General features: G+C 33.5%; 14 protein-coding genes. 1 reads left to right on the forward strand and 13 read right to left on the reverse strand.

The annotated features are described in order from the left end of the window. Nucleotides 1–25 precede the first annotated feature (25 nt). The 8 genes from OZP08_RS01750 to OZP08_RS01785 all read right to left on the reverse strand — a co-directional run bounded on the left by OZP08_RS01750 (nt 26) and on the right by OZP08_RS01785 (nt 21,068). Nucleotides 26–6,076, reverse strand: a complete 6,051-nt coding sequence (locus tag OZP08_RS01750; RefSeq protein WP_281322850.1) for a M43 family zinc metalloprotease — start codon at nt 6,074–6,076, stop codon at nt 26–28. Between the two features lie 916 nt (nt 6,077–6,992). Next, nucleotides 6,993–9,152 (reverse strand): S9 family peptidase, encoded by a 2,160-nt coding sequence (locus tag OZP08_RS01755; protein WP_281322851.1) that lies wholly within the window; start codon nt 9,150–9,152, stop codon nt 6,993–6,995. A 302-nt stretch (nt 9,153–9,454) separates the two neighbouring features. After that, on the reverse strand, nt 9,455–14,359 hold the full coding sequence (locus OZP08_RS01760) for a PKD domain-containing protein (RefSeq protein WP_281322852.1): 4,905 nt from the start codon (nt 14,357–14,359) through the stop codon (nt 9,455–9,457). 423 nt (nt 14,360–14,782) lie between these two features. Beyond that, entirely contained in the window at nt 14,783–16,075 is a 1,293-nt protein-coding gene (locus OZP08_RS01765; RefSeq protein ID WP_281322853.1) for an aminopeptidase P family protein, read from the reverse strand. Nucleotides 16,076–16,077: 2 nt separating this feature from the next. Beyond that, a complete protein-coding gene (locus tag OZP08_RS01770; protein WP_281322854.1) occupies nt 16,078–17,313 on the reverse strand; it encodes an NAD(P)/FAD-dependent oxidoreductase in 1,236 nt (411 codons plus the stop codon). Between the two features lie 72 nt (nt 17,314–17,385). Further along, entirely contained in the window at nt 17,386–18,396 is a 1,011-nt protein-coding gene (locus OZP08_RS01775; protein ID WP_268848046.1) for a 4-hydroxyproline epimerase, read from the reverse strand. Next, complete coding sequence (locus OZP08_RS01780) at nt 18,369–19,982, reverse strand: aldehyde dehydrogenase (NADP(+)) (protein ID WP_268848047.1); 1,614 nt, start codon at nt 19,980–19,982, stop codon at nt 18,369–18,371. The genes OZP08_RS01775 and OZP08_RS01780 overlap by 28 nt, the downstream gene beginning before the upstream one ends. A gap of 153 nt (nt 19,983–20,135) precedes the next feature. After that, nucleotides 20,136–21,068, reverse strand: a complete 933-nt coding sequence (locus OZP08_RS01785) for a dihydrodipicolinate synthase family protein (RefSeq protein ID WP_281322855.1) — start codon at nt 21,066–21,068, stop codon at nt 20,136–20,138. A 163-nt stretch (nt 21,069–21,231) separates the two neighbouring features. Between OZP08_RS01785 and OZP08_RS01790 the strand changes: the two genes are divergently transcribed. Further along, entirely contained in the window at nt 21,232–22,077 is an 846-nt protein-coding gene (locus OZP08_RS01790; RefSeq protein ID WP_268848048.1) for an AraC family transcriptional regulator, read from the forward strand. A 90-nt stretch (nt 22,078–22,167) separates the two neighbouring features. Here the strand turns inward: OZP08_RS01790 and OZP08_RS01795 are convergent, their stop codons facing one another. From OZP08_RS01795 to OZP08_RS01815, 5 genes are all read right to left on the reverse strand, one after another. Beyond that, nucleotides 22,168–22,866, reverse strand: coding sequence for a PH domain-containing protein (locus OZP08_RS01795; protein ID WP_268848049.1), 699 nt, complete (start codon nt 22,864–22,866; stop codon nt 22,168–22,170). A 57-nt stretch (nt 22,867–22,923) separates the two neighbouring features. Next, entirely contained in the window at nt 22,924–23,295 is a 372-nt protein-coding gene (locus OZP08_RS01800; RefSeq protein WP_268848050.1) for an MmcQ/YjbR family DNA-binding protein, read from the reverse strand. Between the two features lie 8 nt (nt 23,296–23,303). Beyond that, nucleotides 23,304–23,654: a DUF4260 domain-containing protein gene (locus OZP08_RS01805; RefSeq protein ID WP_268848051.1), complete on the reverse strand. Its 351-nt coding sequence runs from the start codon at nt 23,652–23,654 to the stop codon at nt 23,304–23,306. Between the two features lie 81 nt (nt 23,655–23,735). Next, nucleotides 23,736–24,134: a GNAT family N-acetyltransferase gene (locus OZP08_RS01810; RefSeq protein ID WP_281322856.1), complete on the reverse strand. Its 399-nt coding sequence runs from the start codon at nt 24,132–24,134 to the stop codon at nt 23,736–23,738. Between the two features lie 30 nt (nt 24,135–24,164). Then, the gene (locus OZP08_RS01815) at nt 24,165–24,944 is read right to left on the reverse strand and encodes a cyclase family protein (RefSeq protein WP_268848052.1); all 780 of its coding nucleotides are present in this window, start codon (nt 24,942–24,944) and stop codon (nt 24,165–24,167) included. Nucleotides 24,945–24,957 lie beyond the last annotated feature (13 nt).

Below are 24,957 nucleotides of genomic sequence, written 5' to 3' on the forward strand. Positions count from 1 at the left end.
AGGGAAATAATTAACTATTTAAACTTTAATTTTTAACTATCTTCTTAACAGCTTGAACTTTAGAATCTACAGTCACTTTTAAGAAGTAGAAACCTGTTGCTAAAGTACTACCATCAATAGATATAGTGTCACTATCCATATCATATGATTTAGAAAACATATTTTGCCCTAAATTGTTATAAATTAAAACCTCTACTTTTTTTCCTGAAAATGAGCTAGAGCTAATATTTATTACTTCATTGAACGGATTTGGATAACTCGCATAAGTTACTGTTGTTCCAAAATCTGGTGTGCCCAAAGTAGGGAAAGTAAAAGCTTCAACAGTACTTGGTGTTGTAATTGGAACTTCTGGTTCTTCATTATACGCATATCGTATTACTGCAAAACTTTTTCCATCAGAACTTACTGCTGCCTCAAAATAACCATAATATATAGCGCCATTTTTAGCGAATCTAAATCCAATGAATCCAGTTTTTCCGTTCCAATTGCTATAAGCAGAATTACTAATAATTGCATTTCCTGATGGATCCCAGTTATTGGCTACTCCAACCGTTTGACTAGTTCCAATGTAACTAATTGTACTTGCTCCTATCTCACTAACTAATCCTTTATTAGTTAAGAATTTCAAACCATCTGCACCATAAAACAAAGTAAACTCTGTATCATTTCCATCTACATCCGCAGTAATTCTAAATGAGCCCGAAGGATTTGAAGCCGATACTATAACCGGGTTTGGCAAATCTACATAAACTACATTATAAACATTTATAAAATTAAAATCAGTAGTAAACGATTTATTCTCTAAAACAGCAACTCCACCAGTAATCGCAGCATCCAGAAAGGTAACTGTTGCTGTAGTTGCATTTGCCACTTCATTTGCTGTTGCTTTACCAACATAACTTACTTGTGCAGTAGTATTATTTACTATGCTAATGCTAGCTGTTAATTCTGCTGGTAAACCTGTTACTGTAAAATCTGTTCCTTCAACTAAATTTCCTGAACTTTTTGTAAAAGTTCCACCATTTGTCGTCAATTGTACTGCAATAGTAGTACTAAAAGTACCATTATTAGTTGGCTTATCTTCAGTAATTGCTGCTGGTGTATTAGTCATATGAACTAATCCTGCAGTACTTCTATTAATAAAAGTAAATCCTGTAGTAAACGATTTATTCTCTAAAATTGAGACTCCCCCTGTGATTGCTGCATCCAAAAAGGTTATTGTTGCAGTAGTTGCATCGGCAGCTTCATTTGCTGTTGCTTTACCTACATAAGTCACTTGAGCTGTAGTGTTATTTAGCATACTGATACTAGCCGTTAAACCTGCTGGTAAACCTGTTACTGTAAAATCTGTTCCTTCAACTAAATTTCCTGAACTTTTTGTAAAAGTTCCACCATTTGTTGTTAACTGTACAGCAATAGTCGTGATAAATCTACCATCGTTAGTTGGCTCGTCCTCAGCAATTACAGCTGGTGTATTCGTCATATGAACTAACTTTTTATCTATAAAAGTAAATCCTGTAGTAAACGATTTATTCTCTAAAACGGCAACTCCTCCTGTGATAGCTGCATCTAAAAAGGTTATTGTAGCAGTAGTTGCATTGGCTGCTTCATTTGCTGTTGCTTTACCTACATAAGTTACTTGAGCTGTAGTATTATTTACTATGCTGATATTAGCTGTTAATCCAGCTGGCAAACCTGTTACTGTAAAATCTGTTCCTTCAATTAAATTACCTGAGCTTTTTGTAAAAGTTCCTCCGTTTGTTGTCAATTGCACAGCAATAGTTGTAATAAATCTACCATCATTAGTTGGCTCGTCTTCAGCAATTACAGCTGGCGTATTCGTCATCTTAACTGAAGCTAATTGAACAGGAGTTTTTATAGGAGCGTTAGGAGCTGTGTTGTAAGCGTATCTGGCAATTGTATAACTTTGACCATCTGCACTTACTGTCGCCTCAAAATAACCATAATGAGGAACTCCGTTTTTAATATATTTAAAACCTATAAAACCAGTTTTACCATCCCAAACTGTATAAGAACTGCTTCTCAAATTAGGGACTCTTGTTCCATCCCAATTATTTGTTCCATCAATTGTAACATTATAACCTAGATATGAAATGTTATTAATTCCAGATTCACAAACTAATTCCTTATTATAGTTTTCTAATTTCAAATCACTACCAGAAACAAACAATCCGTAATCAGTATTATCAGCATCTGCAGTAATTCTGAAGAAATTCCATGTAGTACCAGTAGTAGATACTGTTAAAGGAGTTGGTAAATCAACATAAACAATTTTGTATGCATCTATAAAAGTAAAATCAGTAGTAAAATGATCAACATCTAGTCTAACTACTCCGCCTGTAATAGCTGGATCTAAGAAAGTAACTGTAGCTGTACTTGCATTAGCAGCTTCGTTAGCTGTTGCTTTACCTGAATATGTTACTTCAGCAGTTGTGCTGCTTAATATATTGATACTAGCAGTTAAACCTGTAGGCAATCCTGTTACTGTAAAATCTGTTCCTTCAACTAAGTTCCCTGAGCTTTTTGTAAAAGTTCCACTATTAACAGTCAATTGTACTTTAGTACTGAAAGTTCCATCATTACTTGACACATCTTCTGAAATGCTAGTTGGTGTATTAGAAACATGGGCAAATAAAGCTGGTGTTGTAATAGAAGCTTCCGGTGCTGTATTATAAGCATATTTTGTTATTGAATAACTTTGACCATCTGCACTTACAATTGCTTCAAAATAACCATAATGAGAGTATCCGTCTTTTGTGTATTTAAACCCTATATAACCTGTCTTACCATCCCATACAGTATAAGAACTACTTCTTAAAGTAGGAACTCTTGTTCCAATCCAATTGCTTGATGCATCAATTGTAACATTATATCCAAGGTGTGAAATATTATTAATTCCTGGTTCGCAAACTAAATCCTTATCATAGTTTTCTAATTTTAAATCACTACCAGCAACATACAATCCATAACTTGTATGATCTGCATCAGCTGTAATATTGAATGGGTTCCATGTAGAACCTGTAGTAGATACTGTTAAAGGAGTTGGAAAATCAACATAAACAATTTTGTAAGCATTTCTGAAAACAAACTTAGTGGTAAAATAGTTTGCATCTAGTGTAGTAGCTCCACCAGTAATTGCAGGATCCAAAAAAGTAATCGTTGCAGTGGTTGTATTAGCCATCTCATTAGCTGTTGCTTTACCTGTATAACTTAGCTCAGCAGTTGTATTGTTTATTATAGCAATATTTACTACTAAACCTGCTGGTAATCCTGTTACTGTAAAATCTGTTCCTTGAACTAAATTACCAGAACTTTTTGTAAAAGTCCCTCCGTTTGTAGTTAGCTGAACATCAATTTTTGTACTAAAACTTCCGTCATTGCTTAAAAGATCTTCATTGATCACATCTGGTGTATTAGCCAAATGAACTGAAAGATCTACCGGAATATCTTCTGTATTTATTCCTGCATTAGGCTCGGTATTATAAGCATATTCTAATAAAGTGTAACTTGTTCCTTTGGCATTTACTTTCACTTTAAACCATCCATAACAAGGTTCACCTCCTATTGTAAATTTAAAACCAATATATCCAGTTTTTCCATCCCAGGATTTATAATTTGCATCTCTTAGATTATGCAAATTAGGATAACTACCTCCTACAACAAAATTACTGCTGCCATCAATAAGTTGGTTTGCACCAATCAAAGTGATATTTAGAGAACTACCCTCACAAACTATAGATTTAGTATATGTTTCAAATTTAAGATCTCCTTTATCCACAAAAATACCATAATCTTGTTGGTCTGCATCAGCTGTAATTCGGAAAAAACCCCATGTGGTTGTAGCATCTACCGTAACATGGTCTAAATTTGTCAAATCTTTTACATGCACAATTGCATAAGGATCTTTGAAGTTTACTTTTATTGTAGCTCCAGAACTAGATAATCCTGCTATTCCTCCTGTAACTGCTGGATCTAAAAATGTAACAACTACTGAAGTACTATTCCCTTTTGAATGAGCTGTTGCATTTCCTGTAAATGCCAATTGTACCTCTGAATTACTGATTACATTTAATTTAGCAGTCAATCCTGCTGGAACTCCTGTTATGTTATAATCTACTCCAAGAGTTAATTCTCCTGAACTCTTCGTATAAGTCCCATTATTCGTTGTTAATTTAAAAGAAGATACCTGAGTAATGCTTCCATCATTAGCTGATACTTCTGGAAGTGTTGTTGGAGAAACGCTTAAGGCAACTTTATCTGTCATTCCTGTATAGATTGTAGCACCCGGTTGTGTATTATAAGCATATTCTACAATACTATATCCTGAACCATTCGCAGCGACAACCGCTTTGAACCAACCGTAACATTTTTCTCCATCAATTGTATATTCAAAACCAAAATAATCTGTTTTGCCATCCCAAGTAGTATAAGACGGAGTTCTGATATCTAATTGATTTGGATATGCACCTGGCGCAGTAAAGTTACTGCTTGCATTAATTGCTGTATTATAACCAAGAGGAGTAATATTATTTGTTCCTGCATTGGTAACTAATCTTTTTCCGTAAGTTTCTACCTTTAAATGATTGGCTGCATATTGCCATACACCATATTTTGCATCATCTCCTTTTTCAATTGTAAAATATTTCCAAGTAGAAGTTGGAGTAACCGCTGGGTCAGCAATATCAACGAAGAAAATTCCATAAGGGTCTCTGAATTTAAAATTCCAGCTCAAACCATCACAAAGCATACCGCTCACTCCTCCATTTATTGCTGGAGCTAATAAGGTAATTCCTCCACTGGTATTATTACTTACACCATGGTTTGTTGCTGCTCCGTTTATAGTAACTGTAGCTTGAGTACTACTGTTAACTACAATGGTAGCACTTAAACCTGCTGGTAAATTAGCACTAAAATCAACCCCTGGAGTTAATGTTCCTGATGAGTTAGTAAAGGTCGCTCCATTTAAAGTAATTACAGAGCTACCTGATATGGTTCCGTTATTAGCAACGTCTTCTTTAAAACTTGTAACATCTGCGGTTACATTACTTCCTGCTGAATTAACACCAGTGTCAATTAAATTTTGTGCAGCCCATAGTGTTCTTCTGGCTGGGTGTTGCAAAGCAGCAACCATTCTTGCCACTTGCCCTTGTGTAAACATTTTACTGCATCCTTGTGCAGCATTGTATCCCATATAGTTTTCTATATTTACCTTGTCACCGTTACAATTAGTTCCTGGTGTACAGCCTAAAGAATGTTTTCCATCTTCAATTGGAGTATCATCTACCTCATCTGTCCCTGTACAACCACCATCAAAAGTGTGAATCAAGTTCAAAAAATGTCCAAACTCATGTGTAAGTACTGATGCAAATTCCTTATTGGTATTTTCTCCTAAATAAGCTCCATTATATACACATCTTGCCAAATTATTATCAGACATTCCTGAATCTGGATACCAACAAACTCCTGAATTATTAGTTACCCCATCTGCATATAATTCGTTTTGAATATATATATTCATATACTTGTAATTGTCCCATGCATCTGCTTGAATTTGACTATCATAACCACCTGGATTACCATACCCATCTTTTTTCTTTTCAAAAATTACTCCAGTGGTACATTTTCCATTAGGATCGATTTGAGCCAGTCTGAACTCAATATCTAAAGTTCCTCTTCTTGCTTGAAAAAAAGGTTCTACAGTATTGAAGTCATCATTCAAACCTTTAAAATCCTCATTAAGATGCATTAACGCTGCTTGTATTTTCTCTAAAGTAACCGTTTTACCATTAAACGATGTCCCATAAACGTGAAAAACAACAGGTATAATATAAGTAGTATTTACAGCAGTTTTTTGGGTTCTCAGTTTTTTGGCATATTCCTTACTGAAAAGATTAAACGCTTTATTCTCTTTTAAAGAATTTGGGTTATTCTTTAATAGCAATTCATTGACCTCTCTTGTCCGACAACTGTGTGAAGGCTCAATTAAGTCTTGCGCTCTAATTCCTTGGAGACTCCAAAGGCAGCACAATACTAGCAAAAGTAATTGTTTTTTCATGAATAATTGTTTTTGGTTAATTTTGGTATTTCTTGGTAATTCTTGGTAATTATTTAGTAACTAAATAGTTGAGATTTTATAATTCAGGATTTATATTACTTTCTCAGATACAATTTCTAAATCAACTTTTCAAATCTAACCTTAACCTAAGTATTACGTTAATGTTATATTATTATTAAATGATACTATATTATTATTTTTTGATACAATTTCATTTTTTAACAAAACTTATCTTTGATTTTGTGATTGAGAATAAAATACACTAATTATTTTCCAAAAAAAACATTAAGACAATTCCTAAAAAACCAATTAAAAAAAAGTCGCTTAATTGGTTTTCAACACTATATGAAGAAAATGATAATATATAATCATTTTGCTACGGTAGAGCAATGTTCATTTATAAATTTTTCGAATATTATGAACTAAATACAAACTTATTTTTTCTCTTACATTAATACTATGCTTATAATCAAGGTATCCACTTCTCATCTTAATCAATTAAATTAGATAAAGACGACAAAACAACTGTTTTTTATAAATCAACTTTTGTGCCAACTCATTTCTGGACGACACACAATGTTAAAATAAAAAAGCTGCCTTTTAGGGCAGCTTCTATAGTTTCTACAATTTTCAATTTATATTTTTTCTCATTTAATTCATTCCCTATTTTATAAAAGCTCCTAATCTGTAACACTATCTAAAATCCTTTTATACGAATAAATTAATAAAACCTATAACAGGTAGTTGCAAATGATTGATTTTAAATTTGCTTACAACAATTATTCTTTTCAATATGCTAGAAAAGCAATAAAAGCTTATGACTAAACCTAAGAAGCACTATCCTCAAAAAAAAGCCAATTAAACTACTTCGTTTAATTGGCTTTTAATACTATATGAAAAATTGATTTATATTAAATTATTTTGCTCCGGCTGGACAATGTTCATCTATAAATTTTTCGAATGTATGTGCTAAATGTAAACTTGTTCCTTCTCCCTCATTAATACTATGTGTACGATTAGGATATAACATTAAATCAAACATTTTGTCATATTTTATCAATTCATTCATCAAAACTTCAGCGTTTTTATAATGTACATTATCATCTCCCGTACCGTGAATATATAGTAAATTTCCTTTTAGCTTTTTAGCATAAGTGATAGGTGATGCCTGAATATACGCCGCTTCATTTTCTGTAGGCAATCCCATATAACGTTCTGTATATATGTTGTCATAAAAATGCTGATCTGTTACAGCTGCAATTGCAATTCCTGTTTTATAAACTTCTGGGTATTGGAACATTAAGTTTAAAGTCACTGCTCCTCCTCCGCTCCAGCCATGCACTGCAACTCGGTCTCTATCAATAAAAGGCCATTTCAATATTTCTTTGGCTGCCATAGCTTGGTCACGTGTATTTATAATTCCAATGTTTTTATAAATACATTTACGCCATTCTGTTCCTTTAAATACTGGTGTTCCTCTGTTATCCAATGCTATTCCGATATATCCTTTTGGGATTAATTTTGAAATAAAATAATTAAAGTATGGTACATCATTGGCAACTGCTGACATTGGCTCACCATAAACAAAAAAGAACAATGGATACTTTTTTGAAGGGTCAAAATCCAGTGGTTTTGCCATTATACCATCCATGTCAATTCCATCTATCGTTTTGACTTTTATTTTTTCTAAAGTATAATCTCTTTTAGGAACTGTAAACGAATCAGCTTCATTTGGATAAACTTTCTTATTCTTTTGCAAAGAAATTAATCTTGAATTCCAATTATGATTTATATTAGAATTACCATGTCTTGCAAAAGCGGCATCTGGAGAAAATCTATAAACATTGGTACCATCAAATTGATCTGGTGTACTACGCTTTGTGACTTTGGTATCTAAATTAGTCTCATACAAATACCTTTGTGTTGCATCGGTTGGGCTGGCAGCTGTATAAATAGTCTTTGTTGCCTGATTGTAAGCTAAAAAATAGGTGTCGAATTTTTCTTTTGTGATTAACTCCTTACTCTTACCATTCATAGCTATTTTATAAACATGCATCCATCCATCTGCGTCAGAACTCCATAAGAATGCTTTTCCATTGTCTACTATAGTGCATGGAAAACCATCATAGACTCCAGAGGAAGTATCATAAATATCAATCCAAGAAGTGTTTTTTTCTTGATATATTGAGTTTGCCTTCCCTGAAATTGCATCGCACTTGTACACATTCACCTCATTTTGACGACGATTCAATTGTATCACCATTAATTCATTATTACCTGTCCATTCCATTCTAGGTAAGTAGTTATTATCTGCTTCTCCGGGAATATCCAACCAATTGGTTTTATCAGAAGCGATATTTATAATCCCCAATTTTACTGCTGAAGGTTTCTCTCCTGCCTTTGGGTATTCTACAGGAACATTATATGAATATAACGAATCTGTATTATTCATCATCAATTGAAACTTTGTCTCTCTGGCATCTACGCGCCAAAAAGCAATACTATTACCATCTGGGCTCCATCTAAAACCATCTCTTGCATTAAGCTCTTCCTCATATACCCAGTCAAACGTTCCGTTTATTATTTTAGCGGTTCCATCCTGCGTAAGTTGTTTGATATCCCCTGTACTGATATTTTCCAAGTAGATATTATGCTTGTATACATAAGCTATATTTTTACTATCATTTGAAAACTTAGCAAACATTAGCGATGAAGGATCAAAATTTTTCCCCATTTGTTTTCCTTTTCCCGTAGCAAGATCAAAAAACCAATAATCACCTTTTGTATTGGCGCGCCAAACTTTTTTAGAGTTTGTAAAAATCAATACTTTATCCTGAGTTTTATTCCATACTAATTTTTCAATCTTTCCTTGAAACCCAGCTTCTCTTAATTGTTCTTTACTTAAAACTACTTTCTTACCTGTAAGTTCATTAGCATCATAGACTATGATATTATCCTGCTCATTTACCCAAAATAAATGCGAATTTGGCAACCAATCCAGCCTATCAATATTGATAGAATTTTGAGCAAAAATTGCTTGCGTAAAAAGGTAAATGATTAAAAACGTCTTCTTCATTATTATTTATTAAAATTAAACTTACTCGTTAAAATTAAACACTCTTCAAATGTTTAAAAAAATTACTTGGCTTATATAAAAACAATTTTCTGCCTGAAAAAATGTCTTTTTTTACTTTTAAGTAACAAAAAACGTCTTTAATCAGGCAGACAAAATTGGCAATAAAACTATTAAAACAAATTAAGAAAAACAGTCTTCAAAATTAGACTTGTCTTCAAAATTATTTTATTGATACTTGCAAAGTCAATATAACTTTGCAAGTCTTTACTAAATATTTATCTCATAAAAATATGGTATAATAATTACTTCTTAATAATCAATTTTCTAGTTACCACTTTAGTTCCTCTCTTACCATGAATGAAATAAACTCCATCGTTAAGTTGCTCTAAATTTACTGCATTATCACTATCCGATTTCACTTTAAAAGTTTTAATGGTTTGACCTAATTGATTAAGAAGACGGAATTCCCCATCAAAATCAGATTTAAAATTCACAATACCAGAACTTGGGTTAGGATAAACAACAAATTCTTTTCTTGCCTCAAAGTCTGAAACACTTAATGATGTAAAAGTAATACAACTTGATGTAGCTGTACACCCATCGTAACTAACTTCAACTTTATAGTCTCCATTTTCTACAGGCTCAAAAGATTGATTTACTGCACCATCAATACTCGTACTAGTTCCAGAGCATTTAAACCATTGATAAGTTGCTCCAGGCTGATTAACCGTTATAATACCTGATGTCATCGTAAGAAAAGTATCAACTGCCGCTCCTACTTTGATTGTTTTTACAAGTGTTCTCATGCTAGCATCTTTTATTGTACAGGTATACTCTCCTTTGGTAAGTCCTGTAGCCGTAGCCGCTGTCCCACCAGAAGGTGACCATAAATAAGTTAGGGCACCTGTACCTCCAGCCGCAATTACACTGGCCATTCCATCATTACCATCAGCACCACTATTACAAGTTACCGGAGTTTGAGAAATTGTAGCTCCAATAGGGTCAGCTTCTGGAGAATCATTTATATTAAAATTATCAAACCAAATTCTAGTTCCATATCCTGAAGTATTTATGATCTTGATAAGAACGTTCGGTTGATTTTTAACAACGCTTAAATCTACTAGCTCATTTCTCCAATCTGAATCATGAGTTGGTACCCAATCATTAGTCTCATTTTGTCCAGTTGTAGCTGGATTATCTTGTATAGGAGGAGAAACGGTCTGTAATTCATCATGATCTTTAGAATACACATTTGTCCAATTAGCGCCACAATCTGAAGAAACCCAAATATCAATTTTATCTGGTGCAGGTGTTGGATCATTAACACTCAAATATTTTGTATATCCTAAGTCAAAATGTAAATACGGTGTTTCAATAGATGAAAAATCCATTGATTTTAAAATCAATTCATCAATCTTACCTGCTTCAGCATCAGCATTGTTTATTACCAAACAATTTGAATCACCTCTTCCTGTTTTAATACTTTTTTCCCAAGTAATTGGGTCACTATCTACATTAAGTACCTCCCAATCTTGAATAGGAAAATCGCTTGCAAAATTTTCCGTAAAAGGAAGCTCATTCTTCGGTTTAACAATAATAAAATCTTTTTTAATCGCTTTATTACCCGTACCTAAAGCACTTGTAGCCACCAAAGTAACACCATAACTACCTGGATTTTTATAGGTTACCTTCGGATTTTGACTCGTTGATGTAGCTGGCGTTCCTCCAGGAAATGTCCAAGACCAAGAGGTAGGCTCTCCTGTAGAAACATCATTAAATTCAATTGGTAAATCACTACAAGAACTTTTCCCTTTTACAACAAAATCCGTAACAGGTTTTTCTTTACTGTCAAAATTAAATTTCACATTATCAATCCAAATTCTAGAACCATATCCAGAAGTCGCTCTAAACTTAATTAGCACATTAGGCTCTCCTTTATATTTTGTTAACAAAATTCTTTCTGTTCTCCAATCTGAATCAGTTGTTGGAGTCCATAAATTTATTTCATTAATCCATGTATCTGGATCGTTAACAGCAACAGCAGTTGCTAATACTGTGTGCGTTTTCTCATATACACTTTCCCATGTAACTCCGCAATCCTTAGACATTAAAACTTCTAACATATCTGGACTTACATCATCGAATTTTGCATAGGCCAAGTCGAAAGAAAAGTCTGTAACACCTTTGGATAAATCTACCGGTTGTAACATTATTTCATCTACATCAGTAGCTTCATTATCCGCTTCATTCATAACCATACATGAAGATGAATTATGACCCACTTTTGTGTTTTTCTCCCAAGTTAAATTATCTTTTGGATTGCTAATTTCCCATCCAGCTGGAGGAAAAGTACCCTCAAAATCTTGTGTAAAAGACACTCCATCCGGCTTAACAACTGTAATATATCCCGCTTTTTCTGTTGCAATACCTGTACCATTAACATTCGTTGCTGTTAAGCTAACTTTAAAAGATCCTGGTGTATTATATGTTACTACCGGATTCTTTTCTGTAGAAGTTGCAGGTGTTGCTCCTTCAAAAGCCCAATTCCAAGAAGTTGGTTCTCCAGTTGAGAAATCAGAAAATACAATATTCGTGCTAGTACATTTAGTACTTGTAGTGCTCGCATTGAAATCAGCATAAGGTTTTTCTTTACTATCAAAAGTGAATTTAACATTATCAATCCAAATTCTAGAACCAAACCCTGAAATGCTCTTAAACTTAATTAATACATTTGGTAGTCCTTTATAGTTTCCTAATAAGATTCTCTCCGTTCTCCATTGAGAATCTAAAGTAGGAATCCAATTGTTTGGATCATTACTTGTCGCTGTTTCTAACTGAGTGTGAGTTTTAGAGTATAGTTTATCCCAAGTAACTCCACAATCTTTAGAAATTAACACCTCCAAAACATCCGGACTTTTGCTATCAAATTTAGCATACGCAATATCAAAAGAGAAATCTGTTATCCCGTTAGATAAATTCATAGGACTCATAGTAATTTCATCTATCTTCCCTGCTTTATTATCAGCGTCATTCATAATCATACAAGAAGCAGAATTATGTCCCACATCTGCACGTTTTTCCCAAGTCAAGCTATAATCCGTGTTAGTAATTTCCCAGCCTGCAGGAGGAAAAGTACCTTCAAATCCTTCTGTAAATGAAGTTGTTTCCGGATTCGCTACGGTAATAAAACCGTTTTTGGTTACGGGAGTTCCTGTTCCATTCGTATTTGAAGCCACTAAAGTTACCGGATAAACACCTGGCGAATTATAAGTAACTACTGGGTTCTTTACTGTAGATGTTGCTGGTGTTCCTCCTGTAAATGTCCATGCCCAAGATGTAGGGTTCCCTAAAGAAGTATCTAAAAATGGCACTGTCAAACTATTACAATTTGTTTTTCTCACATTAGATGTAAAATCCGAAACTGGAGTTGAACTGTTATTGACAACTACATTTACATTATCTACCCAAATTCTAGTCCCGTATCCTGATTTATTAGCAAAACGGATAGCTACATTCGATTGCCCTACATACTGGCTAAGATCTACCACCTCTTTTCTCCAATTTTCAGCCTTTGTAGGTTTCCAATCGTTTGCTAATTCGGTAGGCACTTCTGTAGTTTGGAGTTGTGTATGCGTTTTAGAATATACATCCTGCCACGTAGCTTCACAATCTGTCGATACTTGTATCTTAAGTACATCTGGACTCGCATCATCAAATTTAGTATAGGCAATATCAAAATACATTTGACTATTTGTCCCTGATGAAAAATCAAAAAACGGCAACCTTATATAATCCATAGCCCCAAGAACGGAATTGTCGGCATTATTCATTATCATACAAGTTGAATCTCCATTTCCTAAGTCCTTACGTTTTTCCCAAGTTAGACCATCATCAGGATTGGTAATACTCCATCCCCTTGGAGGAAAAGTACCTGTGAAACTTTCAGATAAATTCGAAGTTGATTTCTGACCAACTTCAATATAATCTACTATTTCTTTAGTATCATTACCTATTGAATTAGAAACTGATAATGTTACTTTATATTTACCTGTCGTATTATACACTACCGTAGGGTTCATCGCTGTAGAAGTTGCAGGCGTTCCTCCTTCGAATGTCCAAGTTCTTGTTGTTGGTAATCCCTTAGATATATCCTTAAAAAGGATAGACTTTCCTGCACAAATAGATGTGTTGTTACTTGAAATATTAGCAATAGGAGCAGATGATATAACTCCAGTAGCAACAAGATTAGCTGTTTGCCATAAAAACCCTCTAGGATAATAACCATCAGTTTTATCCTCAAGCCAACGCGTCATAGCATTTACCTGGTCCTTAGTAAACATGTTTTGGCAATCTGTATTATAATCCATATGATTTTCTAGATTGGCATATACCCCACAACTGTTGAGCTTATTTCTCTCACAACCAAATGCTTGAGTTGTTGGAGGTGTATCTGCCATACCATCATTAATAGGATCACAATTATCTTGAAAAGTATGCTTCAATCCAAAATAATGGCCTAATTCATGAGTAAATACTTTTGCAAAAGTTGGAGATGACCAAGAACCACAAGTGCTTCCTATAAAACCATAGTTAAAAGTTACGTGTGGGCGTACATTCTGATAAGGTAAAAAAGCATGTCCGGAACCACTGGTTCCCTGGCCAGTATTAGGCTCATCTACTATTACAACATCTAAATAGTATTTTCCGTTTTTACCATACCACATATAATCGAATTTCCTTTCGTCATATCCGTCAGTAACATGAGCATCTGCATGCCAATCCAATCCAGCTGTTTCCATATAATTACCATCAGGATCAACAGTTGCCATAACAAATTGAATAGGTAATTTCGATTTTACAGCATCAAATCTTGGATCTGTATTATTAAATTCTGGAAACAAACCATTGAAATCTTTATTTGCAATAAGGAGAGCATCATCTATCCTACATTTCATTTTTGCTTTAGTAAGAGATCCCTTTCCGTCTGTTAAAATATGGAATACTACGGGAATAACATACGGATCTAAAGCAGTCCTTTTGGTTTTATTAGCTCTTTTGAAGCTTTCTAATTTAGACAACGATTGTCTAAAAATAGCTTCTTCCTTTTCAGATAGCTTTGTTCCGCAACCTATGGCATTTTTTTGGGCGAAAGAATTCAAAGTCAATAAAAAGAAAAAAACTAATGCTAAGTAGTTTTTTGGTTTCATTAAATTTTGTTTTTGGGGTTAGTTTTTATGCAACTTTTTTTATTGTCAACTCTTAAAAAAAAGACATTACACAATTCAAAAAAATCTAAAAAAGGATGAAATTATACTTTCATTTAGATCATAAAAATCTAAACAAAATAGGTTATTTATATAACACCAATCCTTTTAAAATACAGATTTACAAATGGCTACAATTCCACGTTATAAAATACTGTATCATTTTTTTATAAAAATATAGAATAAGCAATCAGTCAGTCAATATTATTTTAACATTAAATAATTGTATATTATCACGTTATGATCCAAAAAACACATTTATAATACTTTACTTATAAAGTATTAAATATTGGACAAAAAAAAACTGGAATGAATCATTCCAGTTTTTTTATTATTTTAAAAAAATATTCTACACTATTATCACTTTTAACTATTCATTAAAAACTCAATTTCATCAATCTCAATTGGTAAAGCCCCTGTTAAATTAAAATTACCATTCTCAGTAAGTAGATAATCATTTTCTAATCGGCAACCGATACCTTCTTCTGGAATATAAATTCCCGGTTCGCAAGTAAGCACCATTCCTTTTTCGAAAGGACGGGAATAAAGTCCAACATCGTGAACATCTAATCCTAAATGGTGAGCTGTACCGTGCATAAAGTATTTTTTATAAACCGGAAAATCAGGATTTTGTGCAGCAATTTCTTTTCTAGTGATCAAACCAAGTTCTAGTAATTCATTTTCTACCAAAGATGCCATTTGTTTTTCATAATCTTTAGGCAGAACTCCTGGCTTTATCAGCTTAGATCCTTCTTTCAAACAGTTCAATACTGACTGATATACATCTCGCTGGCGAGGTGAAAATTTTCCATTTACAGGAACACATCTTGTAGTATCCGAATTGTAATTTCCGTAGCATACTCCAAAATCGACTAAAACCATGTCTCCATCATTGCATATAGCGTCGTTTGAGTTATAATGCAGCGCACACGCATTTTTACCAGAAGCCATAATTGGTTTAAAGGCATGACGTGTTCCGCCATTTTTAATCAATTCGTAAGTAAGTTCTGCTTCTAATTCGTATTCTTTACAATTTGGCTTAACCGCTTTCAAAAGTCCTTTAAATCCTTCAATGCTTATAGAAATTGCCTTTTTTATAAGTTCAATTTCTTCATCGGATTTTACAGGTCTTAATTGTCGTGTTATTTTTGCTACTCTGTCATACTGATGTAAAGGATATTTCTCTTTACACCACTGTATCATGCGATCCTGCCTAGTAGTCATTTCAGAAGTGACTCTTTTTATATGTTCATTATGTCCTAAATAAAAAGTGTCGGCTTCAAAAGCGAAAAGTTGTAATGTTTTCTCAAACTCATGAACCCATTTTACGTTTTTAATTCCTGAAATTTGAGATACTTCTTCTTTGGTCAAAAAATCACCTTCCCACAACTTAGAATGCTCACTTACTTCTTTTACAAATAAAATTGCTCTGTTTTCTTCTTTATAAGCATCTGGATATAACAATAATATAGTTTCATCTTGATCAATTCCTGATAGATAAAATAAATCATTGTTTTGTGCAAAACCCATTACATCATCACAATTAGTAGGCATTACATCATTAGATGAAAGGATAGCAATTGCATTGGAAGACATTTCCTCGCAAAAATTATCTCTATTTTTTTCAAATAAAGAAGATGATATAGTTGCGTATCTCATAATTAACCTTGAAACATATTAGTATTTACAGATGTCGCTTTTCCTGAAATTATTTCAGTAACTATTTTACCTGTAGCCGGTGCAAGACTTAATCCCATCATAGCATGCCCTGTAGCCAATACCAAATTTTTTATATTTTTATCTCTTGCAATTACTGGCATTCCAGATGGCGTACAAGGTCTAAATCCGTACCACGTATCTTTTTCTGCCGGTCTATCTACTTTTAGGTCTGGATAAAACTCATTAATGCTATTTACAATTCCCTGAAGTCTTTTCGCATTGATTTTCGTGTCATTGGTGTGTGTGATTTCCATAGTTCCACCAAAACGAATATCTGTATTCATAGGAGTTACAGCTACTTTTCCTTCACACAAAATTGCTGGAATAGCAGGCTTATTCTCTTGATCTTTTAGAGTAAAACTATACCCTTTACCTGGTAAAATGCTTAATTTAATATTTAACTTTTTAGCAATTTCCGGGCTCCAAGATCCTGCAGCCAAAACAACCTCATCTGTAGAAAAAGTTCCTTTATCAGTAATAATCTCAGAAATTGAATTATTATTCAATGTAAAATCTTTTACCTGAATATTAGATATAACTTTAACATTCAATCGAGTTAATTCATCTTTTATAAATTGCATGAACTTTTGTGGATACAAATGTGCATCACTCTTATAATGTACTGCACCAATCACATCAGTTTTAGTTCCTACTTCCAACTTAGCCACTTCTGCTCTTGAAAGATAATCAACTTCTAATCCCAAATGTTCTGCATACTTGGCTTCATGACAAATTTCTTCTGCTACTTTATCTGTTTTATAAAGCATTAAAAGTCCTTTTTCTTCATAAAAATAAGAATTCTTTTCAAGAGCAAAATCACGATACAATTCTTTACTTAATAGTGATAAATTACGCAATGCTATCATCGAATTTTCGACATGCTTAAGATTTGCGTATTTGTAAAATTGCATCCCCCATTTTATTAAATCAGAACTCAATCTAGGTTTCACATAAAAAGGACTTTGACTATCAAACATCCATTTGATACCTTGAGCAATCATTCCTGGCTGTGCCAAGGGAATAATATGTGACGGAACAATCATTCCAGCATTACCGTAAGAACAACCATCACTTAAATCTGATCTATCAAAAACTACTACTTCATAGCCTTCTTTTGCTAAATAATAAGCTGTACACAACCCTATTATTCCTCCACCTACTATGCTTACTTTTTTCATTGTTATTATAAATGTAAAAATTCATTAGCCTGAAACCGGTTCAACGGCTAATGAATTTTATAGATTATTATTTTAAATTACTTGGAAACCAAATGCGTATGGATCATCCTCTTTATCGATTATGATATTATTATATCCATAAACTTTAGCCCATCCTTGAATGCTTGGTACTATTGCTTTTATATCTCCAATTGAGGTTTCTTCTACTACTCTACCGATAAATTTACTACCGATATAGCTTTCATGAATAAAATCTTCTCCTGCTTTTAATTTCCCTTTAGCGTGAAGCTGTGCTAATCTTGCTGAAGTTCCTGTTCCACAAGGAGAACGATCGATGGCTTTATCACCATAAAAAACCGCATTTCTACCCGAAGAACTTGGATCTAATGGATCTCCAGTCCATAGCATATGACTTACGTCGCGAATGGTATCATTTTCTGGGTGTATAAAATAGTCTGGATATTTTTCGTTAATGCGTTTACGAACTTCCTGACTGTATTGCACAATCTTAGCAGCTGTAAAATCCTGAACCCCTGAAAAGTTTTTTTGAGGATCTACAATAGCATAATAATTTCCTCCATAGGCTACATCAAAAGTGATTTCACCTAGTTCCGGACAGTCAATTGTTAGTCCTTCGGCTGCCAAGTAAGATTTCACATTTGTCAAACGAACCCAGTCAACTTTTTTACCTGTTTGTTGGTATTCGATTTCAACCAAACCTGCTGGAGCTTCCATTTTTATTTTTCCAGGAACTTTTGGAGTTACCAAACCTTCTTCTATAGCGATAGTAATGGTACCAATAGTTCCGTGTCCACACATTGGTAAACAACCTGATGTTTCTATAAATAAAATTCCAAAATCATTATCAGGATTACTTGGTGGGTATAAAATACTACCACTCATCATATCGTGACCTCGTGGCTCAAACATTAACCCTTTTCGGATCCAATCAAACTCGGATAAAAAATGTTGTCGTTTCTCACTCATGTTGTCTCCAACAAGATTAGGCCCACCACCAGCAACAACTCTTACAGGGTTTCCGCAAGTGTGAGCATCTACGCAAAAAAAGGTTTTTCTTGACATTTTTCTATATGTGAATATGTTTGTTTGCTATTTACTAATCTTAAAATTCCTAATGGATTTTCGTCTTGCAATTCAATTGGCAGCAAAGCATTTGGCCAATTTTGATAACTGAATGGTCTAACCCAACGTTTTACTGCATCTAATCCGACTGCTGTAAATCTAGAATCTGACGATGCTGGATATGGTCCTCCATGAATCATTGATGGACAAACCTCTACTCCAGTTGGGACTCCATTAAAAATAATTCGACCTACTCTATTTTGTAAAGCTGCTATAACAGCTTTGTAATTTTCTATTTCAGATCCTTCAGCAAGAACAGTAGCTGTTAATTGTCCTGCTAATTGATCAATAATTGAAGTCAATTGAGCTTCATCATCACACTGAACAATGATTGAAAACGGACCAAAAACTTCATGACTTAAAGTTGGATTTTCTAAGAACGTTTTTCCTTCTACTGTAAGCAAAGTTTGTGAAGCGAAATTAGGTGCTATTTCACCTTTATATTCAGCAACTGTTTGAACTCCGCTTTGAGATTTCAACAATTCTCTTCCTTGATTAAAGTCGGCATGAATTGAAGGGTGCAACATACATGATGGAGCAATTTTTTCAATTTCTGTAGATAACTCAGAAATAAAGCGAGTTAAATCTTCTCCTTTTATACCTAATAACAATCCTGGATTAGTACAAAATTGACCAGTCCCCAATGTGATTGAACCAGCATAAACTGTTGCCCATTTTTTGCTTTCGTTTTCTAAAGCTTTTGGTAAAACAACAACAGGATTTATACTTCCCATCTCTGCAAAAACCGGAATAGGCTCTGGACGTTGTGAAGCTAAATCATATAATGCTCTACCTCCTTTGATACTTCCTGTAAATCCAACCCCTTTTACAAGTGGATGACTTACTAATGCACCTCCAACAACAACACCACTACCTATAAGATTTGAAAAAACACCTTCAGGCATATTTGTCTTTTGAGCTGCTTTGATAACTGCTGAAGCAACCATTTCTCCAGTACCAATATGCATTGAATGGCTCTTTACAATAACCGGACAACCTGCTGCCAAAGCAGAAGCCGTATCTCCTCCAGCTGTTGAAAAAGCAAATGGAAAATTACTAGAACCAAAAACAACAATAGGTCCTATAGGAACAAGCATTTTACGCAAATCTTCTTTAGGAAGAGGTTGTCTATCCGGAATTGCAGTATCTAATGTTGCTTCTAACCAACTTCCTTCAATAAGCATATCTGCAAAAGAACGCAATTGAAAGATCGTTCTTCCTCTTTCTCCTTCGGCTCTTCCTCTAGGCAGTCCAGATTCAGCACAATAAAGATCTAATAATGGATCTCCAATTGCTAAAATTTCATCTGCAATTGCATTTAGAAAAGCTGCTTTCTCCTTGCCTGTACAGTTTTTGTAAACTTTAAAAGCTTCATTTGCCAAAGCAGCTGCTTCTTCAATTTCGGCCGAAGTTGCCTCAACAAATGACCATGGATTTTCTGTGTTTAACTGAGGGTTAAAAGTTTTAAAAGTTTTATCCCCACTAGCCTTTAATTGGCTTCCTATATAATTTTTCCCTGTTATCATTGTTCGTTATTTAATTTTGATTCTTTTACATTTAAACTATAAAACATAAATCCAAATCACTATTTATATCTGTATCTATAAAAATTTTGAATAAAGGGGTAGCCCACAAAAGAGCTACCCCAAAACCAACAATCTAAAAAAATTAAAAAAAAATTACACCAACACGTTACCGTTACAATTTTTGTAATCTGGTAATGTTGGTCTTGTTCTAAGTCCTTCAGCAATAATCGCTAAAACTTTTTCTCTTTCTTCACCTTGAAGTGGCAATCTAGGTGCACGAACAAACTCTGTTCCTAAACCTGTAGCTACTTCTGCCAATTTAATATTCTGAACTAAATGCGCATTAATATCTAACTCTAATAAAGGCAAGAACCATCTGTAAATAGCTAAAGCTTCTTCTATTCTTCCAGCTTTAGCTAAATTAAAGATAGCAACCGTTTCAGCAGGAAAAGCATCAACCAAACCAGATACCCAACCATGAGATCCCATCAATATGCTTTCTAAAGCCAAAGTATCTACTCCAGAAAGTATTTTCAAACGATCCCCAAAACGATTAATGATTCTTGTAACATTCGAAATATCTCTTGTAGACTCTTTTACAGCCTGAATGTTATCATATTTCAACATCTCTTCGAACATATCCAATGTAACCTCGATTTTATAATCAACTGGATTGTTATATACCATAATTGGCAATGAAGTGTTTTTTGCAACTTCTGAAAAATAAACAACTGTTTCATAGTCTGAAGCTGTATAACGCATTGGAGGCAACATCATCAAACCTTTTGCCCCATCTTCTTCTGCTTTGTTAGCTGCTGCAATAGCACCACGAGTCGTTTGTTCTGCTATATTCATAATAACAGGAACTTGCCCACCAACAATTCCAACAGTACCTCTAACCAACTCTCTTTTTTCTTCTTCTAGTAAGGTACTAGCCTCTCCTAGAGTTCCCCCTAAAATTATCCCGCTAACCCCTGCTTCCAGTTGTGCTTTTACATTTACTTCAAACATGTTGAAGTCTAATTTATCGTCCGCAGTAAATTTAGTTGTAACTGCTGGCATTACGCCTTTCCATTGAATACTCATAATCACTAATTTTTTTTATTCAAAATTAATTATTTAACACAGATAAAACATTCAATAAATTATCCAAAAGAAATATTATATTACCACATATATAAAAAAAATTGTTATTTTTGAATAATATATGCAAATTATTCCTATATTTGAAACAACCAAACCACTAAAAATGAAAGTATTCCCCTTTAAAATACCAAAACCTAAAGAAGAGGCTCTGATTTACCAAGAAGATCGAGAGATTGTTTTTTATGGAAAATTACACCAACATGAAGAAATCCAAATTAGCTATATTGCCAATGGAGAAGGAAATATTCTAGTTGGGGACACAATCACTGGCTACCAGAAAGGAAATGTTGTTGTACTGGGAAGCAATTTACCCCATGTGTTTAGAAGTGAAATCAACACTAATGAAACATCAGTCATGATGACTTTATTTTTCACAACGAATTCTTTCGGTAACAATTTTTTTGATCTCCCAGAATTTAAAACTCTTGAACCCTTTTTTGCCGCCATAAAAAACGGTTTCAAAGTAAATCAAATTTCACAAAAAACAGCAGATCAATTCAAAAAACTAAGAAATGCCAGTGAATTTGATCGCTTTTTGATATTTTTTAAAATAATCAAAAGCATTTGTCAGCATGAGAAGATAGCCCTTTCCAATTTCATCTATGACAAACCTTTTACCGATAGAGAAGGTAAAAGAATGCAATTAGTTTTTGACTATGTAATGACCAATTATCAACGAGACATTTCTCTTGAAGAAATTGCTTCTTTGTCTAATATGACCAAAAATGCATTTTGTCGCTATTTTAAATTAAGAACCAATAAAACTTTTTTTCAGTTCTTAATTGATATTCGCATAGAACGAGCAAGTAAATTATTATTGAAAAATCGTGAACTTTCCGTCATAGAGATTGCCGAACTATGTGGTTTTAACAATATTTCCAATTTTAACAGGAAATTCAAAGAACTGAAACATACCTCACCTTTACAATACAGAAAATTAAACGTTTAAAAATACGTATTACCTATTAAAAAACCTAATAAACAAAAGCCGACAATTAATTATTGTCGGCTTTTGTTGTATAAGTAGTATTTAAATAAACTACATCTGACTCAAAATTTCTTTTTTGAGAGCATCGTATTCACCTTGTAAAATCAAACCGTTATCAAGGAGTTTTTTATAATTTTGAAGTTTTGCAAAAAGCTCATCTTGTGACAGTTCACTAGCTTTCTTTTCTGCAGAAGCTGGTACTGGCTCTGCAACAGGCTCAGTATAATTAGAAACAACTGGCATTATTTCGGCAAAATCAGTTACTTCTTCTGTTTCTATCTCTTCAATCATTTCTGTTTCACCAATTAAAGACTCCAAAACTTCATTAGTAATTGGAGCAGCCGAAGCAGCTCCATTTTTCAAAATATCCAATTGCTCTTTGGCGTATGTAAATATTTTTCGAGCTTGAATCTTAGGAATATAATCTATCGAAACCTGCATATCTGTTTTAGTAGAAAAAGAAAATTCAGATCCAAGAATATTTTCTTTTACAAAAGTACCTTCAATATCATCCCAAGTGTAATCAATAAAATTCATAGACAGACCTAAATTTTTAGGCTGACAAATGATAATTCTTTTATTAGTCAATACAATACTATCCGGAAGCACTGTTAATCCTGGTTTTTTTTGTACGGCAATATATCCTACTTCTTCATTTTTCATTAAAATATCCTGCAATTTTGAGGTTACTTTTTCAATAGCTTTAGGATCTTGTTCTTCGTTTAAAAACTTTTTAATTTGTTCTTTCATTTTTATAATCTTGCTGAGTTGCTGTGTTTTTTATAATTGTTTATACAAAAGTAATGCCTAATTTTCTAATTCGATAATTTCGTTTTGAATTTTCCTTGTTAAACTTTTGAAAACCAACTCATATGAATGGTCTATCAATTCTTTAACAAAAGAGTCCGAGACATCTTTATTTACTGCAATAGTGTTCCAATGAACTTTACTCATGTGATAACCTGGCTGAATCGCATCGTACTCTGCACGTAACTCTTGTGCGCGTTCCGGATCACACTTAAGATTTATCGATGGACTTCCTTTTTCCCATTGTATTAAAGATGACAAAGCAAACATTTTACTACCTACCTTGAAGACCAAAGTATCTTCATCGAATGGGAAATGTTCCGTAACTCCTTTTTTAGAAAGGCAATATTCATAATAGGTCTCTAGGTTCATATTTTTTATTATTTTCCAATTTCACCCAAATGGGTAAACTTAAATCCTGTTTCATATTTTAATCCATACCCCAACATCCTATCCATAGAGGAGTGTGCAAATAAAATCACTCCTGAAAGTTGAATTGCCGAATTGGTGTAATAAATCCCAATCAAGTATACTACAATGGCAACACACCTATGATGCACTAAGTTATAACTAAAAGCTCCCACTTTATCTCCAAAAATATACCCAATCATAGAAAAATCCGGTACTAAAATTAAAACCAAAAACCACCACCAAGCATATTCCAATTGATTGAAAAAATAAATACCAAGTATAAAGAGCCCCAATTCCTCTAGTGCTATAACTTTTCTCATATGCTAATAATATTCATTTTTATTGATCTTATGTATTACATTTAAGAGTATGCAAATTAATTTAAGATAATACTTTTTTCATCATACTATTTTCTCCATCATTCTTTCTGGACAAGCCAATGCTTTAAAACCAAATTTTTCATATAAAAAATGAGCGTCTTTTGTTGCCAATCTCCATATTTTAACCTCTTTCAAAATCGGTTCTTCCATCATCGCTGAAATTAAGATTGATGAATATCCTTTTCCCCTATGTTCTTCGGTTATAAAAACATCCATCATATAAGCAAAAACCACATAATCAGTAATTACTCTGGCAAAGCCAATTTGCTTATCATCTAAATAAATTCCAAAACAAAATGAATTGTCAATTGTGGCTTGTACCTCTTTTATTGTTCTTCCGGCAGCCCAATAAATATCTTTCAAAAAATGTTGAATAAATGGTACATCTAGTTTCTTTTTATCTGTAGAAACGGTAATCATAATGTTTTATTTTAAATTTCTATTTACCCATTAACTAACATAAGGACGGTATAAAATGGGTTTACTTGGGCTCGCATCATTCTCGAAGGAGGCTATTTGCAAATTCAATACATAAATTCCGTCCTCTACCTCATCAGCAACATAAATCATTTCGGTTATGGTACTATTTAATCTTGCATCTGCATTTAAATTAATGACATCTTTTACATTCCAAAACGCTTTATGAGCCAATAATTTACCTTCATCATATTCTTTATCCACACTTGGTAAATCGATTAATAAATGCTGAATTCCGCTTTCGCGAATAAAAATTGCCGCATCTTCTGCCAAATAAGGCGGATTGGTATTCGAGTATTTCAGTGTTTTTTTGATTTTAAAATTGGGCATCGTACGGATAATTAAAGCATCAATTTTTGTATCTAGCAAAGTCAAACTACTCAACTCTCTTTTAATCTGATCTTTGGTAATCACACAATCCTCCCCTTTCATCTCGGGTACGATTGAAACCAATTCGGCCATAAAGAAGAACTCCTTTAACGATTGATTAATGCTGTAAAACTCTTTTGTAATATGCCCTAAACATTCTGTATGTGTTCCGTGTCCGTGCGGGTTGAAAGTAATATTATTGAAGTTGGTAGACGATTTGCCTTCCGAAACCTTGCCTACCCAATCATCAAAAACAACAGGCTCTATCACTGGTTTTTCTATATACCAAGCAATTGGATTCTCATCTGTATTCGTTATCGGAATCGAAATATCAATGGGTTTTGATAAATCGATTTTAAATTCGTTGTTGATGGTTGCTATCATAATTGAACACTTA

The organism is Flavobacterium aestivum (genome assembly GCF_026870175.2).
Classification (GTDB): Bacteria; Bacteroidota; Bacteroidia; order Flavobacteriales; family Flavobacteriaceae; genus Flavobacterium; species Flavobacterium aestivum.